16 protein-coding genes are annotated in these 22,483 nt (G+C 63.8%); all 16 read left to right on the top strand.

What is annotated here, in order from left to right; genetic code table 11:
- The first annotated feature begins 997 nt into the window (after window positions 1-997).
- Window positions 998-2,152 (top strand): outer membrane beta-barrel protein, encoded by a 1,155-nt coding sequence (locus tag ACFOMF_RS09155; protein ID WP_386364037.1) that lies wholly within the window; start codon window positions 998-1,000, stop codon window positions 2,150-2,152.
- A 40-nt stretch (window positions 2,153-2,192) separates the two neighbouring features.
- Window positions 2,193-2,729 (top strand): polysaccharide biosynthesis/export family protein, encoded by a 537-nt coding sequence (locus tag ACFOMF_RS09160; protein ID WP_386364040.1) that lies wholly within the window; start codon window positions 2,193-2,195, stop codon window positions 2,727-2,729.
- Window positions 2,729-4,996: a GumC family protein gene (locus ACFOMF_RS09165; protein ID WP_386364043.1), complete on the top strand. Its 2,268-nt coding sequence runs from the start codon at window positions 2,729-2,731 to the stop codon at window positions 4,994-4,996. The genes ACFOMF_RS09160 and ACFOMF_RS09165 overlap by 1 nt, the downstream gene beginning before the upstream one ends.
- Window positions 4,997-5,107: 111 nt before the next feature.
- Complete coding sequence (locus ACFOMF_RS09170; RefSeq protein WP_386364045.1) at window positions 5,108-6,454, top strand: UDP-glucose dehydrogenase family protein; 1,347 nt, start codon at window positions 5,108-5,110, stop codon at window positions 6,452-6,454.
- Between the two features lie 125 nt (window positions 6,455-6,579).
- On the top strand, window positions 6,580-7,863 hold the full coding sequence (locus ACFOMF_RS09175; RefSeq protein ID WP_386364048.1) for a polysaccharide biosynthesis protein GumE: 1,284 nt from the start codon (window positions 6,580-6,582) through the stop codon (window positions 7,861-7,863).
- A 52-nt stretch (window positions 7,864-7,915) separates the two neighbouring features.
- Window positions 7,916-8,950: an acyltransferase family protein gene (locus ACFOMF_RS09180; RefSeq protein WP_386364051.1), complete on the top strand. Its 1,035-nt coding sequence runs from the start codon at window positions 7,916-7,918 to the stop codon at window positions 8,948-8,950.
- A 60-nt stretch (window positions 8,951-9,010) separates the two neighbouring features.
- A complete protein-coding gene (locus ACFOMF_RS09185) occupies window positions 9,011-10,156 on the top strand; it encodes a glycosyltransferase family 4 protein (RefSeq protein WP_386364053.1) in 1,146 nt (381 codons plus the stop codon).
- Between the two features lie 26 nt (window positions 10,157-10,182).
- Window positions 10,183-11,517, top strand: a complete 1,335-nt coding sequence (locus ACFOMF_RS09190) for a lipopolysaccharide biosynthesis protein (RefSeq protein WP_386364056.1) — start codon at window positions 10,183-10,185, stop codon at window positions 11,515-11,517.
- Window positions 11,423-12,580, top strand: coding sequence for a GumK N-terminal domain-containing glycosyltransferase (locus ACFOMF_RS09195; protein WP_386364059.1), 1,158 nt, complete (start codon window positions 11,423-11,425; stop codon window positions 12,578-12,580). The genes ACFOMF_RS09190 and ACFOMF_RS09195 overlap by 95 nt, the downstream gene beginning before the upstream one ends.
- A gap of 46 nt (window positions 12,581-12,626) precedes the next feature.
- Entirely contained in the window at window positions 12,627-13,397 is a 771-nt protein-coding gene (locus ACFOMF_RS09200; protein ID WP_386364062.1) for a glycosyltransferase family 25 protein, read from the top strand.
- Window positions 13,398-13,559: 162 nt separating this feature from the next.
- A complete protein-coding gene (locus ACFOMF_RS09205) occupies window positions 13,560-15,680 on the top strand; it encodes a GumC family protein (protein WP_386364065.1) in 2,121 nt (706 codons plus the stop codon).
- A 43-nt stretch (window positions 15,681-15,723) separates the two neighbouring features.
- Window positions 15,724-17,100 carry a lipopolysaccharide biosynthesis protein gene (locus tag ACFOMF_RS09210; RefSeq protein ID WP_386364068.1) on the top strand — a complete coding sequence of 459 codons (1,377 nt, stop codon included), beginning with the start codon at window positions 15,724-15,726 and terminating at the stop codon, window positions 17,098-17,100.
- A gap of 16 nt (window positions 17,101-17,116) precedes the next feature.
- Window positions 17,117-18,592: a lipopolysaccharide biosynthesis protein gene (locus tag ACFOMF_RS09215; protein ID WP_386364071.1), complete on the top strand. Its 1,476-nt coding sequence runs from the start codon at window positions 17,117-17,119 to the stop codon at window positions 18,590-18,592.
- A 29-nt stretch (window positions 18,593-18,621) separates the two neighbouring features.
- The gene (locus ACFOMF_RS09220; RefSeq protein ID WP_386364074.1) at window positions 18,622-19,905 is read left to right on the top strand and encodes a polysaccharide pyruvyl transferase family protein; all 1,284 of its coding nucleotides are present in this window, start codon (window positions 18,622-18,624) and stop codon (window positions 19,903-19,905) included.
- Window positions 19,906-19,934: 29 nt separating this feature from the next.
- Window positions 19,935-21,320, top strand: a complete 1,386-nt coding sequence (locus tag ACFOMF_RS09225; protein WP_386364077.1) for a Coenzyme F420 hydrogenase/dehydrogenase, beta subunit C-terminal domain — start codon at window positions 19,935-19,937, stop codon at window positions 21,318-21,320.
- Window positions 21,321-21,422: 102 nt separating this feature from the next.
- Window positions 21,423-22,463 carry a hypothetical protein gene (locus tag ACFOMF_RS09230; RefSeq protein ID WP_386364079.1) on the top strand — a complete coding sequence of 347 codons (1,041 nt, stop codon included), beginning with the start codon at window positions 21,423-21,425 and terminating at the stop codon, window positions 22,461-22,463.
- Window positions 22,464-22,483 lie beyond the last annotated feature (20 nt).

Consider the following 22,483-nt stretch of genomic DNA (forward strand, 5'->3'; position numbering starts at 1 on the left):
CCGCACTCCACATCTAACCCCTTGATCTACAAGAGCTTTTCACTGAAGACTGCGCCGGAAGTGGTGCGCATTATAGGGGCTCCAGGCAGGCCGTCAAGGTTTATTTTCCAGGCGACAGAAGCCGCTTAATCATCCTCACCTTCCATCCCTCTGGTTAGTCGTAGCTTGCTTTGGAAGCCCAGCGCCTCATGCCTTTGTCTACCCCGAAAAGCTTGAGACTGAAGAGTCCAACCGCCCCGCTTCGTTAGCCCTGATGACCTAGCCCCTGGTCCTGGCTTTTTCAGATACCAGGGAACTTCCCTGCGCACCTTCCGGTCAAGAAAAGGCCAGCCCTGATTGCTGGTCCCGACACTACGGACGGCCCCGAGGCCTCTCGGGTTTGTTCACTGCGCTAGGGAGAAGCTATGAACCATCACAAGGATTTGCGAGGCCATCTCAGAGGTCCAGCGCTGGAGGCTTCTAGCCCGAACGCCCTCCCGCTTCAGGCGCGCCCAGCCTGCATATCCACTCCCGTTACCCTCACGCCCTGCCAAATTGCTCTTGCGCTACCGCGCTCGCGCCTGAAAGACGCACAGCCGGGCACAGGGAACCTCCAGGCCGAGGGGCGCCTGCCAAGCCTACATGTGTCGGAGCCAGTGGCGGACAGTCACCGCACCAGCGGGCCAGGCGCTTTTGATTCCTTCGGGGTGCGTACCCGTGAAACTTTCGGCCTTATCGATATCTATGGATGGCGAGGAAGACCTCATGTAGCTGCCGAAGCCCCCTGACCGCAGCCACTACGCCTCCAGGGCGGACACAGCGATCACCGCTGCTTACAACCATAAGATCCATGAAGATTTTCCAAGTCGCCCAGCCGCTGGGCGGTTGTTGTTGTTTTTGTTTTACGAGTTTCTCGCCGACAGGGATGTAGCCCTGGGGCGGTAGCGTGCCTGAACCCACTGGTGCTCTCGCTGACGCTGCACCTGACATCAACAAAAGAGAAGGGATTTGTCCCAGGATGAAGTTGCTCAGAACCTCCATCGCAGCCGTCGCAGGCCTGTCCGCCCTCAACTGCTGGGCGCTCGACCCGCAGAGTATCAACCTGGCCGGCTTTGAGTTCACACCGTCGCTGCTCGTGCGCCAGAGCTACGACGACAACTTCCGCGGGCTCCGAGAAAATGTCCAGTCGTCGTGGGTTACGGGCATCAGCCCCACGCTCAGGCTGAGTGCAGAAGATCGCAACAGCGCCTATCTGTTGCAGTATTCGGCAGTACACGACATTTTCCACTCCTACTCCGAAGCCACCAATACCGACCACTTCCTGGACTTCAAGAGCATCATGGAGTTTACCGCGAGGCATCGGCTCGACTGGGGGCTGGGCTATCACCGCGTGGAAGAAACGGTCGAAACGGAGACGGCCACCGAGAACGACAAGTACAGCCGTTCGCTGGCCAACGCGACCTATACCTTTGGCGCGCCAAGCGCACGCAACCAGCTGCGTTTCGGCACACACTTCGAGGCTCGTCGCTATCACAACAGCGGCAACATCAATGCGCAGCAAGAGCGCGACAGCCTCGAGCTGAGCGGAGGCTGGTATCACCGCCTCGGCGCACGCACCCGGACCATTCTCGAGTTGCGCCACACTGACCATGACTATCAGCAGGCCGGCAGCTTCCGTGACTCCACCGACCTGGCCGCCCTCACCGGCCTGGAATGGGAAGCAACGGCGCGGACCAGCGGCAGCGCCCGCTTCGGCTACGAACGCAAGGACTTCGATAGCAACAACCTGCGCGATTACAGCAATCCGCGCTGGGAAGTCGGTGTCATCTGGGAACCGAGGAGCTATTCAGTATTCAGCCTCGATACCCGTCAGTCCTTTGTCGAAGGCGACCAGGGCGCGACGACCATCCACGACTGGACCACGATCGCCGGCTGGCGGCACGACTGGACCTCTCGCATCAGCAGTAATCTCGATTATCGCTTTTCGGACCGGGACTACCGCGGCATCGACCGCGACGATGAGTTGACCTCGTATGGCCTGGGGCTCACCTATTCGCCGGATCGCTGGATCGACCTGACCCTTGGCTATCGCAGAAGCCATAACGATTCGACGGTTCGCCTCGAAAGCTACAAACGCAACATCTATGTGCTGAGTGTCAATGTGAGTCTTTGAGGGCTGCAGCGCCCGTTAATGCTAAAGGAGAGAGCTGACCATGTTCCTGCAATCCGTTGTGAAGGTGTTTTCACTGTTTGTCCTGCTGGGCCTCGGACTCGGTGCCCATGCCAACTCCCAATACCAGCTCGGATCGGGTGACATCATCAGTGTCAGCGTGTACGGCGAGCCCGACCTCTCCTTCAACGAGATCCGTCTGACCGACGCGGGCACCTTCACCTATCCCTTCATCGGTGAAGTGGACGCCTCGGGTAAGACCTCCAACGAGATCCAGCGCCTGCTGACCGAACGCCTCAAGGATGGCTACCTGATGGACCCGCGCGTCTCGGTCAGCATCGTCAATTACCGGGAGTTCTACATCAGTGGAGAGGTGCGCTCGCCAGGTGGCTATCCCTACCAGCCGGGGCTGACCCTGGATCGCGCAATCGCGCTGGCCGGTGGGCTCACCGAGCGGGCCTCGACCCGGCGCATCAGCATCGTGCGTGGCGGTGATGACAGCCGCCAGGCAGAAAAGGCCACCCTCAACACCCTGGTTCGCCCGGGCGACGCGATCACCATTGATCAAGGATTCTTCTGATGAACAGCTCCGTGCAACCTGATCGCCGCGCCTGGCATCGCCCCTTGGGTGGCGATGACAATGACTATGCCAGCCTGAAACGCCTGTGGCACGCCGTCTGGTCCCGGAAGTGGGCGGTACTGCTGGTGGTACTGGTGATCACCGGCCTGACTGCCCTCTCTGTCATGCGCATGACGCCGGAGTACACCGCTGTCGCCTCGTTGAAGATCGAGGCACGCAACACGCCGCTGATCACCTTCCAGCAGACGCCGGACGGCGCGACGGCCGGACGTGAATACCTTGAAACCCAGCTTGGCCTCCTGCGTAGCCGAGCAGTGGCCGAACGGGTGGTACGGGATCTCAACCTGACCGAGCACCCGGAATTCGACCCGCGCCAGGCAGAAGCACCACTGTTCAACCCCAGCGGCTGGTGGAGCCAGGTCTCGGGCCTGCTCGGTTTCGCCGCGGAGGAGACCGAGCAGTCGTCGCTGACCGAAGCCCAGATCTTGGACAGCGCCACTCGACGCTTCATGGCCAGCACCCGGGCATGGACCGAGGGCCGCGGACAGCTGGTGTACCTGTCGGTGACCATGGCTGATCGGCTGACTGCAGCCATGGCCGCCAACGGGCTGGCCGACCAGTACATCAATTCCCAGCTCGAAGCGCGGGTCGATTCTTCAATGACCGCCGCGACCTGGATGAACAGCCGTCTTACCGAACTGCGCGACCAGCTTCAGGCTTCGGAATCGCGACTGCAGGCCTATCTCGACGCTGAGGGGCTGGTGGACATGAACGGTGTGGCGACCATCAGCGCCACCGAGCTCTCGGCAACCAGTGATCGCATGATCGATGCCCGTCGCGCGCGCGCCGAAGCGGAAAGCCAGTATCGCCAGGTGCAGAACATGCAGAGCCAGGGTTGGGAGCGCATGGCCAGTGTTCCCGCCGTACTGAGCAATGGCCTGGTGCAGCAGTTCAAGACCGAAGTGGCCCGCGCTCGCGCCCAGGTCGAAGACCTGTCCCGGCGTTACGGCGACCGCCACCCCTCGATGCAGTCCGCCCGTTCCGATCTGCAGGCCGCGACCGACAGCCTGCGCGGCCAGGTCGAGCAGGTAGTCGCGAGCATCGAGCGCACCTACCAGCTTGCGGTGGCCAACGAGAACGCCATCCGTGCTTCCTTCGATACCAACAAGGAGCAGATCCAGAGCATCGGCCGCAAGGAATACCGGGTTCGCGAGTTGCAGCGTGAGGTCGACAGCAATCGAGCGCTGTACGAGACCTTCATGACCCGCCTTGGCGAAACCACTGCAACCTCGGACCTGGCTGCCACCAACGCAACCATCGTCGACCGGGCATTGCCGCCGACCGCGCCAAGCGCTCCAAACCTGTCGCTGTTCCTTGCCGGCGCACTTGCCTTGTCGCTGCTGCTGGGCGTCGGCATGGCCATTGCACTGGACGTGTTGAACAACACCTTCAAGAGTGCCGACGACGTGGAGTCGAACCTCAACCTGCCGGTCATGGGTATCGTTCCGAGGGTGGCCAAGCGGCACAAGGAAGAGGTCGCTCACTTCTTCCAGAACAACGCCGATCGCCGCTTCTGCGAAGCCATCCGCACCATTCGCACCAACTTCAGCCTGGCCCATGCAAGCCATGCCCAGCAGATGCTGGTGATTACTTCCACGGCGCCTGGTGAAGGCAAGAGCTCGGTGGCTGCGAACCTCGCGTTCGCCATGGGTCAGCTGGAAAAGGTGCTGCTGATCGATGCCGACCTGCGCCGCCCGAGCCTGGCAAAGAACTTCCGCTTCCCGGCTGGCACCCCAGGCCTGGCCAATCTCATCATCGGCACGGCCAAGGTCGAGGAGTGTATCCAGAGCGTAGGTAACGTCGACATGCTGCCGGCCGGCACCGTGCCGCCAAATCCCCTGGAACTGCTCGCCTCGCCGCGCTTTCTGAAGATCCTGGAAATGGCACGGGCGCGCTATGACCGGATCATCATCGACTCTCCGCCAAGCCAGGCGGTCAGCGATGCGGCCCTGCTTTCGACCTCCGCCGACTCGGTGATCTATGTGATCAAGTCGGAAAGCACCTCGATACCGCAGGCGCACAAGGGTATCGGTCAGATGCTGCAGAAGGGCGCCCCGATCGCCGGAGTGGTGCTCAATCAGGTGGACGTCAAGAAGCTGCGCAAGACGCAGGGCTACAACGGCTACTACGACCACTACGGCTACAGCGACCTGCCCGACGCGCCGGGCGCTCCGTCGGAAAGCGGCGCCCGCACCACCACCACGTGACGCAACGGCGGGGTTTTCCCGCCGACGACCCGACCTGCTCCGTATTGCCCAGGCAGCCGCCCGTAAAGGGGCGGCATGGGCCACCCCCTTTCTGCTAATGAGGAAATCACTATGAATGTAACTGTCGTCGGAACCGGCTATGTGGGACTGGTCACAGGTGCCTGCATCGCGGAAATGGGCAACACCGTCTATTGCGTCGACGTCGACCCGGTCAAGATCGCCAACCTCAAGGAAGGCGTCCTGCCTATCTACGAGCCAGGGCTCGACACCATCGTGGTGGAAAACCACAACTCAGGCCGCCTGCGTTTCACCACCTCGTTGCCCGAGGCAATGGAAGATTCCGACGTGTTCTTCATCGCGGTGGGCACTCCGCCAGGCGAAGATGGCTCGGCCGACATGCGCTACGTGCAGGAAGTTGCCCGGCAGATCGGCACCCACATGACCCGCCCGGCCATTGTCATCAACAAGTCCACCGTACCCGTGGGCACCGCAGACCAAGTGCGTGAAATCATCACCGCTCAGCTCGAGGCCCGCGGGGTCGAGGTGGAGTTCTCGGTAGTGTCCAATCCCGAATTCCTCAAGGAAGGCGCGGCGGTGGACGACTTCATGCATCCGGACCGCATCGTCATCGGCGCCGATTGCGAGCGCGCCCGTCAGGTCATGAGCGAGCTCTACGCACCCTTCATCCGTAACCGCCCGCGCACCATGTTCATGGGCGTGCGGGATGCAGAAATGACCAAGTACGCCGCCAACGCTATGCTGGCGACCAAGATTTCCTTCATGAACGAAGTGGCGGGTCTGTGCGAGAAGCTCGGCGTCGACGTGGAAAACGTGCGCCTGGGTATCGGTTCGGACCAGCGCATTGGTTACCACTTCATCTACGCCGGCTGCGGCTACGGCGGCTCCTGCTTCCCGAAGGACGTCAAGGCGCTGATCAGCATCGCCCATCAGGTGGACTTCGAGCCCAAGGTGCTGCAGGCCGTCGAGGCGCGCAACGAGCAGCAGAAGCACTCGCTGTTCAGCAAGATCACCACACACTTCAACGGTGACCTGGAAGGCCGCACCTTCTGCGTCTGGGGCCTGGCATTCAAGCCCGGCACCGACGACATGCGCGAAGCACCCAGCGTGGTGCTGATCAACAGCCTGATCAATGCCGGCGCCAGGGTCCGTGCCTTCGATCCGGTCGCGCATGAGACCGCGCGTCGCGAATTCCCTGCCGAGTGGTTCGATGACGGGCGCCTTGAAATCGTCGGCGGTCAGTACGAAGCGGCCATCGATGCGGATGCAATGGTGCTGGTTACCGAGTGGAAGCCCTTCCGTCATCCGGACTTCAAGGCCCTCAAGCGCCTACTGAAGGCACCCTTGATCCTCGATGGTCGCAACCAGTACGACCCGGTACAGATCAAACGCGAAGGCTTCGAGTACTACGGCATGGGTCGGCAGCCGATTCTGGCCTGACGCCACCCTCCGGCAGTCCGGATCCTTGGGTCCGACTGCCGGCGCCACGCAACCGCCATACAGGACCCGCGACCGCCGCACCCGGCCCACAAGCCCACGGCGGCCCGCCCACTCGGAACGGAAAGATGACAGACAGCAGACTCTACCTGGCGACCCGATCACCCTACTCCGGAAAGATCCTCGCGCTGACCCTGATCTCCTCTGTCTGCTACCTGGCGGTCCTCAGTTTTCTCAACGCACAGGGCATCCTGCGTGCATCCCCACAAGTCGTCGGACTCACCGAGCTGGCGATCTACGGCGCCTGTGCGGCCATGCTCCTGCGCAGCGTGACCCGGCTGACCATTTCCGCATTCCTGCTGATCGCGGCATGGCTCTGCTTCATGTGGCTTTACCGGGGCGAGGTCGACCCGAAGAATTTCCGCGACTTGCTGATCCCCATACTCTTTCTCGCACTGGGCCAGAAAATCGCTGATACCCGCACGGCCGACAAGCTCATCAAATGGCTGTTGTTCATCGTCGTCGGCTTTGGTCTGGTCGAAGTGTTCTTTCTCGAGTGGTACTCCTCGATCTTCAACACTTTCCTGTTCTATGTGAACACCGGCGCCACCCTCGAGGAGGCGGCCATGTTCGAAGACCAGATGCTCACCCTCAACGGCTTCCGGCCCGAAGGCATGGGTCGCACCATCCTGCCCGCCGTGTTCGGCCAGCATCGCGCCTCGTCGCTGCTCATGGAGCCTGTCTCGCTCGGCAACTTCGCCGTGCTCGTGGTGGCCTACGGGCTGGCCAAGGAGAGTTCGGCCCTGCGCGACCGGGCGATTTTCGTTCTCGGCGGCCTGTTGCTGATCGCCATAGCGGATTCCCGCTTCGGCCTGATGATGGTGATGCCGCTGCTGATCCTGCGGGTTCTGCCGGTGCATCTGATTTCCTATCTGTCAGCGGCACTGCCGCTGATCGGCATGTTCGCCTTGATGTCGCTGGGCTCGATACAGGCCGGCTACGCGGACAGCTTCACCGGCCGACTGATCGTCAGCGGCCGCGCTCTGGTGAACATGGAGCTTCCCATGTGGCTGGGGCTCGACCCGAACCTGCCAACTTTCGGCGACATGGGCTACGCCTATGCGGTGTCGCGCTTCGGCCTGCCGCTGTGCGCGCTGTTGCTGGCCTGCTTTCTGCTGATTCCGACGCCGACCCGCGAGGCCCAGCGGATCCGTGCCTTCGTGCTGGTCTACGCCAGCATGATCCTGCTGGTCAGCGGCACCTCGCTGTTCGCCCTGAAAACCGCCGGCTTGATGTGGTTCATGCTCGGCGTCCTGTCAGCTGACCGCTTCCCCGTGCGGGCCGCCGCCCGGGAGCCTTTGCCAGGCACCCTTGCCCGCCCCCAACGGTTGGGCGGCGTCACCCCGGTCTGATGTCCTGGGACAGGCTCAGTGAAATCGCTAGTAATTTTTGGAGTCCCTTGTTTTGACCGATCAGAGTAGACAGTCCTGGATCGATTTTCTGCGCGGCGTGAGCATCGTCCTGGTGATCCTCGGCCACGCCTATGGATTCGCCTTCGATGCTGACGCGACCGCTGTGCAGCCGATCGAAGAGATCGAACCCGGTGTCATCATCGAGGCCGTGCATGGCATCAACAAGTCGGTAGCACCATTCCGCATGGAAATCATGTTCCTGCTATCGGGCCTGTTCGTTCATCGCGGACTGGCGAAGGGCACCGGGCGATACCTGCAGGGCAAGATCAACAACATCCTCTATCCATTCATCATCTGGTCGCTACTGAGCTTCGCGCTGCGCCAATCCGGCGCCGTGCTGGCCAAGGGAGAGCCCCTGGATTGGGAGCTGGTGCTGGAGATGTTCCTCGGCTCGGCGGCGGCGACCTGGTTCCTGTATTACCTGTTCATCTACTACCTGGTCGCCCCGCTGGTTCGCAATCTAAACGCCTTGGCGGTGATGGGGGTGTCCCTGCTGATCGCGCTGTTCCTCCCGGAGGACAGCATCGTCAGCCCGAACCTCTTCTATTTCTTCGTCTATTTCTATGCCGGCGACTACCTGGCCCGCAATGAGGTAGGTATCACCAGCCGCCCTGCCCGTCGCTGGCTGACGCTTTCGCTGGCCGCCGTGGCGGCGACCTTCGTGGTCGCCAACCTGACCGGCAAGAGCAGCACCTGGCCAGGCTACGTCCCACTGGTCCTGGCGTCGGTACCGCTGATCTTCCAGGCCGCGATCAGCCTCAGCCATTACCGCTTCGCCGAGCCATTCAAGTACATCGGGCGGCACTCGATGGTGTTCTATCTGGTGCATTTCCACATGTACATCGCCTTGGCCTACCTGCTGGAAATGTTCACCAGCAACGAGGCGGCGATTTTCTTCCTGCTGTTCATCGCTGGCCTGCTGGTGCCGCTGTGCATCTCCATCGCCAGGCGCCGCGAGAGCATGAGTTTCCTCAATGTGCTCTTCTCGCCGCCACGACAGACCGCAACCGCGACAAGGCTGTCCTGAAGCCATGCGCGGCTCACTTTCCGCCTTATCGGGCTTTCAATCAGTACGGGCGAAAACGCAATGAAAGTAGCTCACATCGTTCGACAGTACCTGCCTTCTATCGGAGGCATGGAAGAGATGGTGCGCAGCCTGGCCGCGTCACAGCGGCAAGGCGGGATCATCTCCCCCTCGATCATCACCCTGGACCGCGTCTACCGGGAGCTGGACAACAAGCTACCGGAGCGGGAGATGATCGAAGGCACGCCGGTGACGCGCATTTCGTACCGGGGTTCTGAACGTTACCCGATCGCGCCAGCCGTACTCGCTGCCATCAAGAATGCCGATCTCGTTCACGTGCACGGGATCGACTTCTTCTACGACTTCCTTGCCGCCACCCGTTGGCTGCACCGCAAGCCGCTGGTGGCTTCGACCCACGGTGGCTTCTTTCATACCGCCTTCGCCTCACGCCTGAAGCAGGTCTATTTCAAGACCGTGACCCGGGCCAGCAGCTTTGCCTACGAGCAGGTGATTGCCACCAGCGCCCATGATGGCAGCCTGTTCGAGGCCATCGTGCCAAGCAGCCGCCTGTGCGTCATCGAGAACGGAGTGGACACCCAGAAGTTCGCCCACGCGGCCTCACCCAGCACCAGGCCTGTGATGCTGTACTTCGGTCGCTGGTCGTCGAACAAAGGATTGCTTGAAGCCCTCCAGGTGTTCGCCGCGCTGCAGGGTCGCCAGCCTGAAACGGGCTGGAAACTCATCATCGCCGGACGCCCCTACGATCTCGACCAGGCGGCACTCGCCGCCCAGGCCAATGCCCTCGGTGTCGCCGAGCATATCGAGGTGTTCGAGAACCCCAGCCAGGATCAATTGCGCACCTTCATCGGACGGGCCAGCTACTACATCTGCCTGTCGCACCATGAAGGCTTCGGCATTGCCGCGGTCGAGGCCCTGAGCGCCGGACTCAGCCCCATCCTCAGCGATATTCCCCCGTTCCGGCGACTGGCCGAGAGCACCGGCCGCGGCCTGCTGATCGATCGCGACCGGCCCGAGGCGGCGGCACAGCAGATCCTCGCCTTTGTCGCCCGCGAGGCCGCCAGCGGCGATGCCCGCCAACGCAACGCGGACAGCGTCAGCAGCTATGCGTGGCAGGGCGTCGAGTCGCAGTACCTCGAAGCCTACCGCCGCGCCACCGGCGCGCCGAAATTGCACCCGGCCACCCGATGACCAGGCCCGATCGAGCATGACGGCCGATGCGCCACTGGCTGAAAGCGGATGCCGTTTCGTCGCTCAGTATCCTTGGCCTGCGAGGCGGAGTGCTGGCTGCAAAGCTGCTGCTGTCGCTGTTCATCGCACGTTATCTGGGCCTGGAGTCGCTGGGTGCCTATGGCCTGATCGCCGGGATGGTCGCCGTGGGTCAGGCGGTGATGCGCCTGGGTCTGCTCGATGCGATCGGTCGCGACGCCGTAGGCCAGCCGCTCGAAGCGCGGATGCGCAACCTGCGGCACTACCTGACCGGATGCAGCGCGCTTTATGCGCTCTTGCTGCCGATAGTGCTGCTGGTGGGTCTGGGCGTGGGCGCCCCTATCCTGGTGCTGCTGGTGTTTCTGGTGCTGCTCAGCGAGCATGCCAGCCACGACGTGTTCGTATTGGCCAACAACCTGCAGCGGCCGCGGCTGGCCAACGCCCTGTTCGCGCTTCAGGCGGGCGGCTGGATTTACCTCTACATACTGGCGGCGCTGGTCCAGCCGGCTCTGCGCTCACTGGAGGCCTTGCTGGCGTTCTGGATCGGCGGCGGGCTGCTGGCGGTCGCCGCGGCGGCCATCGCCAGTTCGGACTGGCCTTGGCGACAGGCCTTCAGCGAGCCGATCAGGCTGGGCTGGTACAGGAGCTATCTCGGCCGCGCCTGGCGGCTCTACCTGAGCGAGATCGTCGCGATCACCAACCTGTATGCCGATCGCTATCTGGTGGGCGCGTTCCTTTCCCTCGAGTTCGCCGGGATCTACGTCCTGTTCTGGCAGGTGTCGAACGCCGTCTGCAATCTCGTCGGCGCCAGCGTGCTGCAGGTCTTTCGACCGCGGCTGATCCAGGCGTGCCGGGACGGCGATCCCCGCGCGTTTCGACGCACTCTGCGCAACTGCGCAAGGCGCTGCGCCGCCACTGTCGCCGGGCTCGTCCTTCTCAGTGCGCTGCTGGTACCGCTGCTGCTGGAGCATACGCGGCAACCCCTGGCGATGGAGCACCTGCCGCTGTTGTGGCTGCTGCTGGCATTCGCCGGCGCCAGGGTCGCGGCGGATCTTTCCATCGCGACACTGTTCGCCCAGAGAGCCGACGGCGTGCTGCTGCGCTGCAACCTGCTGACCTTGGCGCTGACTCTGTTGCTGGGCAGCCTGGCACTGTCCCTGCTGGGCATCATCGGCGCGGCCCTGGCAGCCATCTGCACCTGTCTTATCACCATTGGCTACACCGAAACTGCGCGGAGACACATCGGTCATGAGGGTTTTTCTAGTCACAGGACACGACGCGAACGCGTCCCGCAAGACAGGCTTCCATTACTGGACCGAGATCCTTGCCAAAAGGGGCGTTGAGGTCGACTTCATGACGGTCGGCATGAGCCTGGCCACCTCGTTCAAGAAGAACAGCCGGCGCTTCGGCGGACCCTACAACAGGTGGATGCCGCTGGTGCCCAATGCGCAGCGCTTCACCTGGCGCCCGGTTTTCCACCCCTTTGCCCTGAAGCCCGGACTGGACAAGCTGACCTGGCCGATCTTCTCGCTCTACCCGCGACTCCTGCCCGAGGCGGTCAAGGCACGCCTGCGCGAGGCCGATATCGTGGTGGTCGAGAGTGGTGTCGGCCTGACCCTGGTCAAGCAGTTCGCCCGGATCGCCAAGCGCGCCAAGCTCATCTATACGGTCAGCGACCGGCTGGAAACCCTGAGCTTCCACCCTCTGGTATTGGCCGCCGAACGCGAGGCCGTGCCCTATTTCGACATGATCCGGGTGCCGGCCATGGCCATGAAAGCGGACTTCCCCGCGACCGCGCCGGTAACCTACATCGCCCAGGGCCTGGACAAGACCGCCTTCGACCAGCCCCACGAAAACCCCTACGGCCAGGACAGGAACGCCATCAGCATCGGTGACATGCTGTTCAACGCGCCGGTGATCGAAACCCTTGCCCGCCAGTTCCCCGACTGGACCTTCCACCTGTTCGGCAAGGGCGCGAGGCTGCCGCAGCCGCTGCCCAATGTGGTCGAGCATGGCGAGCAACCCTTCGCCCGGCTGCTGCCCTACCTGAAGTTTGCGGACATCGGCATCGCCCCCTATCGCGAGGCGCCTGGCGTCGACTACATCAGTCAGTCCAGCCTGAAGATGATCCAGTACACCTATTGCCGCCTGCCCATCGTCGCACCGGCCTTTGCCGCGGCGGGACGCGAACATGTCATGCCTTTCGCGACCGACGCCGATCCGGCCTCGGTCAGCGAAGCTTTCCGCCGCGCGATCGCCTTCGACCGCCAGTCGATCGACCGTTCCAATGTGCTCAGCTGGAGCGATGTCACCGACCGGATCTTCACCCTTGACACTGCCCCCTGCGCGGCGGCAGCGACCGACTCCAACCTGCACGGCGGACAGCGCCTGGCCGCCAGCGAATGAAGCCCGCCAGAGCCCGCGTCCGTTCACGCCGTCGAGAGACCACAGCATGATCAATTCGTACCTCATCAACCTCGATAAGGACGCCGACCGCCTGGCGTTCTTCCAGGCCAGCTTCGACCGACTCGGCCTGACCTTCGAACGCATCCCGGCGGTCGATGGCCGCCTGTTTCCCGAAGCCGAGTACCAGGCGTTCATGGGCGAGCGGCCGCGACGCCACAAGAGCTGGCAGCGCGGACAGATGGGCTGTTTCCTCAGCCATTACGCAGCCTGGGAAAAGATCGCCGCCGGTCCGGACCGTTTCTGTGCAGTATTCGAGGATGATGTCCACCTGTCCGACGACCTGCCAAGGATTCTCGCAGACGACCGCTGGATCGACGACACGGTCGACATCATCCGCCTGGAGACCTCTACCAACCGGGTCCGCCTGAGCCGCAAGCCGGCGCTGAGCGCCGCCAATCGCGAGGCCTTTCGGGTGCGTTCGACGACCTGGTGCACCGGCGGCTACCTGATCAACAAGCGCACCGCCCAGGCTCTTATCGACCTGCCTGCGCATTACCACGAACCGTCCGACGCCCTGTTGTTCAGCTATGACGACTCGGCCATCGCGGCTGATCTCGTCACGCTGCAGTTCGAGCCAGCGCTCTGTACGCAGGACAAGTTTTCCGCGACCGGCGAAGTTCGGTTCCACAGCAACATCGAGAGCAGGCCCTCACCGTTGCGCCGGCTCAAGAGCAAGGCCGGGAAACTGTCGCCGGGCGCTCTGGGGCGGGCGTTCTATCGCTCCTTTGCCGGCTATAGACGAATCGGTTTTCGCTGATCGGGCCGACCGACGAACGGTCGAGTCTTTTTTGCGTCAAACACCGGCGCCCCACTCCACTTTCCGGTTATCCCCGACATGAGCACATCTCTCCGACCCGATGGACCGCAACTCCCGCAGGCAAGCGGCGGCTACGCCGAAGTCAGGAAAGCATGGCGCTCCGTGTGGGCGCGCAAATGGCTGATCGGTGTGCTGATGCTAGCGGTCGGGGGCCTCTCCCATTACCTCGTGTCGGAAATGACACCGCTGTACAAAGCCACCGCCTCGCTGGTCATCGACACCGACCGGACACCCCTGATCGAATTCGAACAGCCCGAACACGGCGTCGGCCCGATCAACGAATTCCTGCAATCCCAGACCGAATGGCTGCAGAGCCGCACCGTTGCCGAGGCCGTGGTACGTGACCTGCAGCTTACCGAGCACCTGGAATTCGATCCACGCCAGCACCCCGCGCCGCTGTTCGACTTTCGAAGCCTGCTCCAGCCCCTGGCAGCGCTTGTTGGCGGTGCTCAGCGCCAGGTGACCGCGCAGGCCCCGCGTGACGCCGAACTCATGGACGCGGTGACCGCCCAGTTCATGAAGCGCACCGAGGTCGAGGTGGACGGCAAGAGCCAGATGTTGCTGGTCTCGTTCAAGGCCGCCGACCGGCACCTGGCCGCCCAGGCCGCCAACGGCATCGCCGAAAGCTACATTCGCCGCCAGTTGACCACCCGTATAGATGATTCCATGACCGCCACCAGCTGGATGAACAGCCGGCTGGACGTGCTTCGCGACAACCTGCAGGCCGCCGAAGCACGGCTGCAGGCGTTTCTCGACGAGCAGGGCCTGGTCAACGTCGAGGGGGTCGCCACCGTCAGCGCGACCCAACTGACCCAGACCGGCCGACGCCTGGCCGATGCCCAGCGCCAGCGCGCGGAGGCTGAAACCGAATACCGCCAGGTGCAGGCCATGCGTGGTCAGGACGCGGAGCAGCTGAGCAGCGTACCCGCGGTGATGAGCGACCGTCTGGTATCGCAGTTTCGCAGCGAGGTGGCCCGCACCCGCACTCACCTGGAAGACCTGACCCGGCGCTATGGCGACCGTCACCCGGCGATCCAGTCCGCACGCTCGGACCTCGATGCAGCCACCGAAAGCCTGCGTGGCCAGGTGGAACAGGTAGTGGCGAGCATCGAGCGCAACTATCAGCTGGCGTTGGCCAACGAGCGCTCGATCCGCGAATCCTTTAACCTGAACCGCGACCAGGTACAGACCCTCTCGGCTCAGGAGTTCCGCTTCCAGGAGCTGCAGCGCGATGTCGACAGCACCCAGGCGATCCACGACGCTTTTCTCAATCGCATGCGCCAGGCCAGTGCGACGGCCGACTTCGACGCCAACCCGCCGCGTATCGTCGATCCGGCCCTGGCCCCCGGCAACCCGGCCGAGCCCAAGGCACGCTTCAGCCTGATCATGTCGGTAATGGCCGCGCTACTGGCTGGAGCAGGCCTGGCGGTCGCCTTCGACATGTTTGACAGCCGGGTACGCAGCGCCGCTTCCGCCGAGCGGATCTTCGACCTGCCGGTCATGGGCACCATCCCGTTGGTGCCGAAAAAGCTGCGCAAGCAGATGCCACAGATTTTCGAGCTGGGCAAGGATGGCCCCTTCTGCGAATCCATCCGCACCTTGCGAACCAATCTGGCAATGTCCGATGTGGACAATCAGCGCAAGGTGATCGTGGTGACCTCCTCGGTACCTGGCGAAGGCAAGAGCACCCTGGCGACCAACCTGGCCGCCGCGATGGGCCAGTTGCAGCGGGTACTGCTGATCGATGCCGATCTGCGCCGCTCTACCCTGGCCCGCAGCTTCGGCATTCCGGTCGGCTCCGAGGGCCTTGGCGCGGCGCTGAAAGGCGCGCCGCTGGCCGACTGCGTACAAAGCGTTGGTGAAGTGGATCTGCTCGCCGAAGGCTCGTCCCGTGCCAACGCACTGGAGATGCTCGCCTCGTCCGGCTTCGCCAGCCTGCTTGAAGAAGCCCGCCGCGATTATGACCGGATCATCATCGACTCCCCGCCGAGTCTGGCGGTGAGCGATGCCGCCGTTCTGGGTGCGCTGGCCGATGCGGCCATCTACGTCATCCGGTCGGAGCATACCTCCGTGGCCCAGGTGGAAAAGGGCATCGCCCAGCTCACCCGGGGCGGTGCCTCCATAATGGGCCTGGTGCTCAACCAGATCGATGCACGGCAGGCCGAGGACGACGCCTACAGCATTCCCTACCAGCTACCCGGCCGCGGCGAGCAACCGGCCTGACCACCGCACGTTCACGCTAGCTACAACCCGAAGGATATCGTTGATGGGTTCTATCGATCAGGCAGACCGCGAGTCGCCGTTCACACGCGGCAGGCTGTTCACCACCGTACGTGAAGGCCTGCAGAGCAAGCTGTTCCGCAATATCGTCACCCTCGCCACAGGCACGGCCGGGGCCCAGGCCATCACCATGGCCTTCATGCCCATCATCACTCGCCTCTACGGTCCGGAGGCCTACGGTGTGGTGGGCACCTTCATCGGCTTGACCATGGTGCTGATACCGCTGGCCGCGCTCAGCTACCCCACGGCCATCGCCCTGCCCAAGCGCGATGGCGACGCCCGGAGCCTCGGCCGACTGTCGCTGATCATCGCCGCCGGCCTTTCGAGCCTGGTGGCATTGGTGCTGCTGGCCTTTGGTGACGAGATCGCGGCGACGCTGAGTATCGAGCTGGTGGCGCCCTACATGCTGCTGCTGCCAGTGGTGATGTTTGCCGGCGCGGCGCTGGAAGTGCTGCAGAAATGGCTGTACCGCACCGGGCACTTTCGCCTGACGGCACGCATGGCGGTGATGCATTCTTTCCTGTTCAACGGCGGTCGCGCCCTCGGCGGACTGGTGTCGGCCTCGGCGACGATGCTGGTCATCACCACGGCCCTCGGCCAGGCGTTGCACACCCTGCTGTTGGCCTTGGGCATGCGCCGCACCCAAGGCGCGGGCGGTGGTCAGGGAGACGACCATGCGCCCTCAGCGACGGACCGGGAACTGGCCAGGCGTTACCGCGATTTTCCTATCTTCCGCGCCCCGCAGACGCTCATCAACGCCGCCTCGGCGCACATGCCGACCCTGGTGCTGGCGGCATCCTTCGGACCGGCGGCGGCAGGCTTTTTCGCCCTCTGCCGACAGGCGGTGGGCATGCCTACCACGCTCATCGGCAAATCGGTCGCCGACGTCTACTACCCACGGCTGGCCCGGGCGATCCAGGTCCACGAACCGATCACCGGCCTGTTGCTCAAGGGCACCGGCGCCCTGCTGCTGGTGGGACTGCTGCCTTTCGGCCTGGTGATCATTGCCGGCCCCGCGCTGTTCTCCTGGGTGTTCGGCCCCGAATGGGTCGTCGCCGGTGAGTTTGCGCGCTGGCTGGCAGTGGCGGAACTGGCTGTGCTGGTCAGCCGGCCGTCCACCGTAGCGGTGCCGGCGCTGGGCTTGCAGGCCCACTCGCTGGTGTTCGAAATCATCAGCGCGAGCCTGCGGGTCGCCGCGCTGCTGGTGGGCGCCCTGGTGCTCAAGGAAGCACTGTATGCGGTAATCGCCTATGCCTTCGCCAACATCCTGATCTACCTCAGCCTGATCATCTGGATGCAGATTGCCGCCCGGCGCTGGTACGCCCGGCACAAGGGCCAGCCCTACGAGACGAGCGACCTTTGACCCACCGGGAGTCCACATGAGCGCTGACAGTGCGACTGACACGGTGCCCAAGCGTCTGGGTACCACCGCCGCGCGCGGCGCCCTGGTGGTGATGTCCGGCCAGTTGTGCAAGATCGCCATCCAGTTCGGCAGCATCGTGATCCTTGCCCGGCTGCTGTCGCCGGATGATTACGGGCTGATGGCAATGATCATGGTGGTGGTGGGCTTGGGCGATGTACTGCGCGAGTTCGGCCTGTCGTCAGCGGCCATCCAGGCACGCGACGTCAGCCCCCAGCAGCGCACCAACCTGTTCTGGATCAACAGCGCGGTTGGGTTGCTGCTGGCTGCGGCGATCATCGCCCTGAGCCCTGCCATTGCCGCCTTCTACGACCAGCCGGCGTTGCAGAGCATCGCGGTGGCGATGTCGCTGACCTTCATCTTCAGCGGGCTGGCCACCCAGTTCCGCGCCCAGCTGAACCGCGAGATGCGCTTCAACCGGCTGATGACCGCCGAGATCGCCGGCATGGCCGCCGGGCTAGGCATCGGCGTGAGCATGGCGCTGGCGGACCAGGGATACCTGGCGCTGGTCGGCCAGCAGATCGGCCAGCATGGCGTGACCCTGGTGGCCATGGTGATCGCCGGACGCTGGTGGCCCGGACTGCCGCGGCGTGGAGCAGGCATGGCACCGTTCCTGCGCTATGGCTGGAACGTGATGAATACACAGTTGATCGGCTACGCGGCGCGCAATGTCGACTCGCTGATCATCGGCCGGCAATTCGGCGCCGAGCTATTGGGCCTCTACAACCGCGCCTACCAGTTGCTGATGCTGCCGCTGAACCAGATCAACGCACCCTCGACCACCATCGCCCTGCCTGTGCTGTCACGCCTGCAGAACCAGCCGGAGCGCTACGACGCCTTCCTGCTGCACGGCCAGTCGACCATGCTGCACCTGCTGGTGGGCGGCCTGGCCTTTGGCATCGCCCAGGCCGAACCGCTGATCCTTCTCGTGCTCGGCGAGCGATGGGCAGCGACCGTTCCGCTGTTCCAGGCGCTGGCCGTGGGCGGGGTGTTCCAGGCTGCTGGCTACGCCAGCTACTGGGTGTTCCTGTCGAAGGGCCTTACCGGTTCGCACCTGCGTTTTACTCTGATATCCCGTCCGCTGCTGATCCTGTTCATCGTACTGGGCGCCCAGTGGGGGGTGCAGGGCGTCGCCATCGCCTACTCGGCAGGGCTGTGCATCACCTGGCTGTGGGGGCTCGCCTGGCTACGCGGCTCAGGCGCCCCGGTCGGCGGCATGCTGCGCAACGGCCTGATGATCGCCATCGGCTACGCCCTCTGCGCCACGGCGTCCATGCTCGGCAGCGGCTGGCTTGGCGAGTCCCTCGGTGGCCGCCTGCTCGCCGGCCTGCTGGCCATGCTCGGCGCCTTCCTGCTGCTCTGTCTGCTGTGGCCTGCGTTTCGCCGCAGCGTCGTGGCGGTGATCGAAACCCGCAAACTGCTACGCGCCCGCTGACGGCGGGACCCTGACGATGGAGAGCCTCGATGAACAGCCTCAAAGCCTGGCTGCGTGAGACCAAACAGACGCTGCTCAATGCGCCCGGACTGCTGTTCGCAATCGACCGTGCCCTGTTTTCCGTACTACCGGGACGCAAGGACACCGGCCGCTACAGCCTGCTGCTGGCGCCACCCGGAGGCGGCAACATCGGCGACCAGGCGATGGTGGAATCCTTTCTGGAAAACACCGAAGGGCCGGTGAGGATCATCGTCCGCCAGCATCAGGAAGTACGGATTCCAGCGGCTCACCAGGACCGCACCGAGTGTGTCCAGCTGCGTTCTCTGGTCTACGGCGGGTTGCCGCTGCGCCTGCTCGACAGCCTGCGCTACAGGCGTCTGCTCGGCGATGCCCGCTCGCTGGCGGTGGTCGGTGCCGACATCATGGACGGTGCCTACAACTGGCGCGCCTCGGTCAATCGCTCCAACCTCGCCTGCCTCGCCAGCCGCCAGGGCGTCGACACCCGCATCCTCGGCTTCAGCTGGAACGGCAAGGCCGACCCGCGCGCCCTTGCCGCCCTGCGTCGGGCCGCCGAGGCCGGCGTGAGCCTGTTGCTGCGCGACCCGGTGTCGGCCGCGCGCATCCGTGTCGACCGGGTCGAGGGCGTCACCGAGACCGCCGACACCGTCTTTGCCGCACGGACCCTGGACACATCGGCCGCCGATGAATGGCTGGCCGCGCTGCCGCCGGGCGCTCCATTCGCGCTGGTCAACATCAGCGGTCTGGTGGAGAAAAAGACACCGCAGACGGGCGAGTACCGCACCCTGATCGACGGCCTGCTGCAACGCGGCCTGCAGGTAGTGCTACTGCCGCACGTGTCACGCCCCGGTGCCGACGACATGACCGCCTGCCGCGCCGTGTTCGACGGATACAGGGACCCGCGCGTGCATTTTGTCGATCGCCTGCTGGAGCCGGCGCAGATTCGCGCCCTGGCGGCACGTGCGCGACTGGTCATCACCGGGCGCATGCACCTGGCGATCATGTCGCTGTACAGCCGGGTTCCGGCGATCACCCTGGCCAGCCAGGGCAAGGTGGAGGGGTTGATGCAGTTGTTCGGCCTCGACGAGCTGTGCATCGAGCCGCGCACCGGCTTTGGCGAGCGCGTGCTGGGCAAGGCCGACACTGTGCTTGACCGCCTGGCCGAGGTGCGCGGGCGAATCGACGACCGGCTGCCCGAGGTGCAGGAACGCGCCAGGCTCAATTTTGTCTTGAAGCAGTCGGCTCAGAAGCGCCCGTCGAGTCCGCGCGTGGCGCAGGTGCGAGCCGCCCAGTGACGGTCGCCGAAGCCTTTCCAGGAGCCACCATGCCCACCATCAGCAAGGTCGTCGAGAATGCCATCTGCGTAGGCTGCGGAGCCTGCTCGGTGCGAACCGACGGCGCCATTCCGGTCCGGCTCAATCGCGACGGCTACTTCTCGGCCGACCTCAGCGGGGTCGACCAGCCGACGCTGGCCCGCGCCAGCCAGGTCTGTCCCTTCGCCCACGAGGCGGCCGACGAGGATGCCATCAGCAAGGCCGTGATCGAGCCCTCGCCTTTCACAGATTCGCGTATCGGCCGTTACCGCACGATCCACGCCGGGCGCACGGCCTCCTCCGACTACCTGCAGGGCAGCAGCTCCGGCGGCCTGACCAGTTGGATGGCCGGACGCCTGCTCGAAGCCGGCGAGGTGGACGGCGTGATCCACGTTGGTCGCGGCGACGATGGCCTGTTCTGCTACCAGCTGTCGCATTCGCTCCAGGCGCTGCGCGCGCAGCGTAAGTCGGCCTATTATTCCACCACCCTGGCGCAGGTGCTCCAGCAAATCCGGGGCGACGAGCGGCGCTATGCCCTGGTCGGCGTACCCTGCTTCATCAAGGCCGCTCGCCTGCTATGCCTTGAGGACCCGGTACTCGACCGACAGCTGGTGTTCTTTCTGGGCCTGGTCTGTGGCCATCTCAAGTCCGCGGCTTTCGCCGAGCTGCTGGCCTGGCAGACCGGGGTGGCGCCGGACGAGCTGGAAGCCGTGGATTTTCGCGTCAAGGCCCCCGACCGCGACGCCGGCCAGTACGACTTCGGCGCCCTGCGCAAGGGTTCGACCGAGTGGCTGACCCGGCCGACCCAAAGCCTGCGCGGCGGCAACTGGGGTCATGGCATGTTCCAGCTCAACGCCTGCAACTATTGCGACGACATTTTCGCCGAGACCGCTGACGTGGCCTTTGGCGATGCCTGGCTTCCGCAATACCGGCAGGACTGGCGCGGCACCAATATCGTGGTAACCCGCCACGCCATCCTGCAGCGGCTACTCGAGGAAGGCTTTGCAAAGGGCGAAATCGAACTGGAGGAACTTTCGGCCGATGATGCCTCTAATTCGCAGGGTGGTAACTTTCGGCATCGCCGTGAGGGCCTGGCCGTACGCCTGGCTGACGATATCAGTCATGGCAAATGGGTTCCGAACAAACGGGTCTTGCCCAGCGTCACCGCTGTCACTACCCAGCGCCTGGCCCTTATTCGCAATCGACGTCTGATTTCCGAAGCGAGCCATGCGCTTTATCGAAAAGCCAGAGAGCGGTCGTCACTTTCATATTTCCTGGACAACATCGAGCCATATGTCCGCCGATATGAAAGGTGCAGCCGGCCGGCCTTTTACAAGCGGCTGTATTCGCGACTGAAGCGATATTTCAGCGCTGCTGGCAAACGCGTGTACGGATAAGCCAAGAAAGAGGTGCGACAAGGGGTCGCGCCATAAAAGGGAACGGAAAAGCGCGCCTGGAGTGCGTCTGGCGCCTCGTCAATCTTTTGTGGCTGAGATTCAATGAAAAGCTCCGCACGCCCGTTACGCATCGGTTATCTCCCCTTTTCGCCCGACGAAAACACCTATGTCGCCCGCATGAAGCATATCCTGCAGGGCTTCGCCGAGGTGGTCGAAGCGCCGGACCTGAAAAAACTTCGCACCCGACCCCTGGCCTTTTTCCGTGAACGCTACGATGTGGTCATCCTCAACTGGACGGACAATCGGCTGGCGTCCCATCACACAGGCAAGGCCTCGCCCCTGGGATTTGCGAAGTTCGTCGCCGAAGCCCTGGCCGTTCGCCTGACGACACGCAAGATCATCTTTGTTCGTCATAACAACTATCCGCACCATGCCAACGCCGACAGCGGCAAATTCATCAGCAGGACGCTGGACAGGCTGTCGTCCCTGTTCGACCTGGTGATCACCCATTCCGCCCACGAACCAGAGTCGCGCAAGCACTACGTACCGCACCCCCTGTATGCGATCCAGCCGCCTGCCGAGGCTGCCAGCGCGGGCGACTACTTTGTCGTGTTCGGCCGAATACTTCGCTACAAGCGCATTCTCGAACTGATCGAGGCCTTTCCGGCCGACCGCAAACTGGTCATCGCCGGCGCCTGCTTGGATAACGACTATCTGGCCCAGATGCGCGCCGCGGCCCAGGGCAAGGACGTGGAGATCCGTGCCGGCTTCATCGAAGACGCCGCCGCCCGGGACCTGGTCGGTCGCTCGGCGGGCCTGATCATCTGCAATGCCGAGGACGACATGGTGGTCAGCGGCAGCTACTTCTACGCCGTCAGCCTTGGAGCTTCGGTGCTTGCGTTGCGCACGCCCTTTCTCGACTGGTTGTCGAGCCGACTGAAGTTTCCGGGCCTCCGGGTGTACGCCACGCTTGATGAGATGTGCCAAGGACTGGATGACGCCATCCCGGCCGATCCGCAGGCCGTGATCCGCAGCGGACACCAGCACTTTGGCGAGCACCGTATCGCCGACTGCTGGAAAGCCGCCCTCGCGCGCATCGGACTGGAACCCAAGGCCCAGCTGGCTCCGCACTTTCGGGGCTAGACATCGTCGACACAGGAACG

Origin of the sequence: Stutzerimonas tarimensis, assembly GCF_042648805.1 — a bacterium.
GTDB lineage: Bacteria > Pseudomonadota > Gammaproteobacteria > Pseudomonadales > Pseudomonadaceae > Azomonas > Azomonas tarimensis.

Bases quoted from the DNA above. Each gene is read 5' to 3' on its own strand.
- ACFOMF_RS09155 (WP_386364037.1), top strand. From the start codon at position 998: ATGAAGTTGCTCAGAACCTCCATCGCAGCCGTCGCAGGCCTGTCCGCC.
- ACFOMF_RS09160 (WP_386364040.1), top strand. From the start codon at position 2,193: ATGTTCCTGCAATCCGTTGTGAAGGTGTTTTCACTGTTTGTCCTGCTG.
- ACFOMF_RS09165 (WP_386364043.1), top strand. From the start codon at position 2,729: ATGAACAGCTCCGTGCAACCTGATCGCCGCGCCTGGCATCGCCCCTTG.
- ACFOMF_RS09170 (WP_386364045.1), top strand. From the start codon at position 5,108: ATGAATGTAACTGTCGTCGGAACCGGCTATGTGGGACTGGTCACAGGT.
- ACFOMF_RS09175 (WP_386364048.1), top strand. From the start codon at position 6,580: ATGACAGACAGCAGACTCTACCTGGCGACCCGATCACCCTACTCCGGA.
- ACFOMF_RS09185 (WP_386364053.1), top strand. From the start codon at position 9,011: ATGAAAGTAGCTCACATCGTTCGACAGTACCTGCCTTCTATCGGAGGC.
- ACFOMF_RS09190 (WP_386364056.1), top strand. From the start codon at position 10,183: ATGCGCCACTGGCTGAAAGCGGATGCCGTTTCGTCGCTCAGTATCCTT.
- ACFOMF_RS09195 (WP_386364059.1), top strand. From the start codon at position 11,423: ATGAGGGTTTTTCTAGTCACAGGACACGACGCGAACGCGTCCCGCAAG.
- ACFOMF_RS09200 (WP_386364062.1), top strand. From the start codon at position 12,627: ATGATCAATTCGTACCTCATCAACCTCGATAAGGACGCCGACCGCCTG.
- ACFOMF_RS09210 (WP_386364068.1), top strand. From the start codon at position 15,724: ATGGGTTCTATCGATCAGGCAGACCGCGAGTCGCCGTTCACACGCGGC.
- ACFOMF_RS09215 (WP_386364071.1), top strand. From the start codon at position 17,117: ATGAGCGCTGACAGTGCGACTGACACGGTGCCCAAGCGTCTGGGTACC.
- ACFOMF_RS09220 (WP_386364074.1), top strand. From the start codon at position 18,622: ATGAACAGCCTCAAAGCCTGGCTGCGTGAGACCAAACAGACGCTGCTC.
- ACFOMF_RS09225 (WP_386364077.1), top strand. From the start codon at position 19,935: ATGCCCACCATCAGCAAGGTCGTCGAGAATGCCATCTGCGTAGGCTGC.
- ACFOMF_RS09230 (WP_386364079.1), top strand. From the start codon at position 21,423: ATGAAAAGCTCCGCACGCCCGTTACGCATCGGTTATCTCCCCTTTTCG.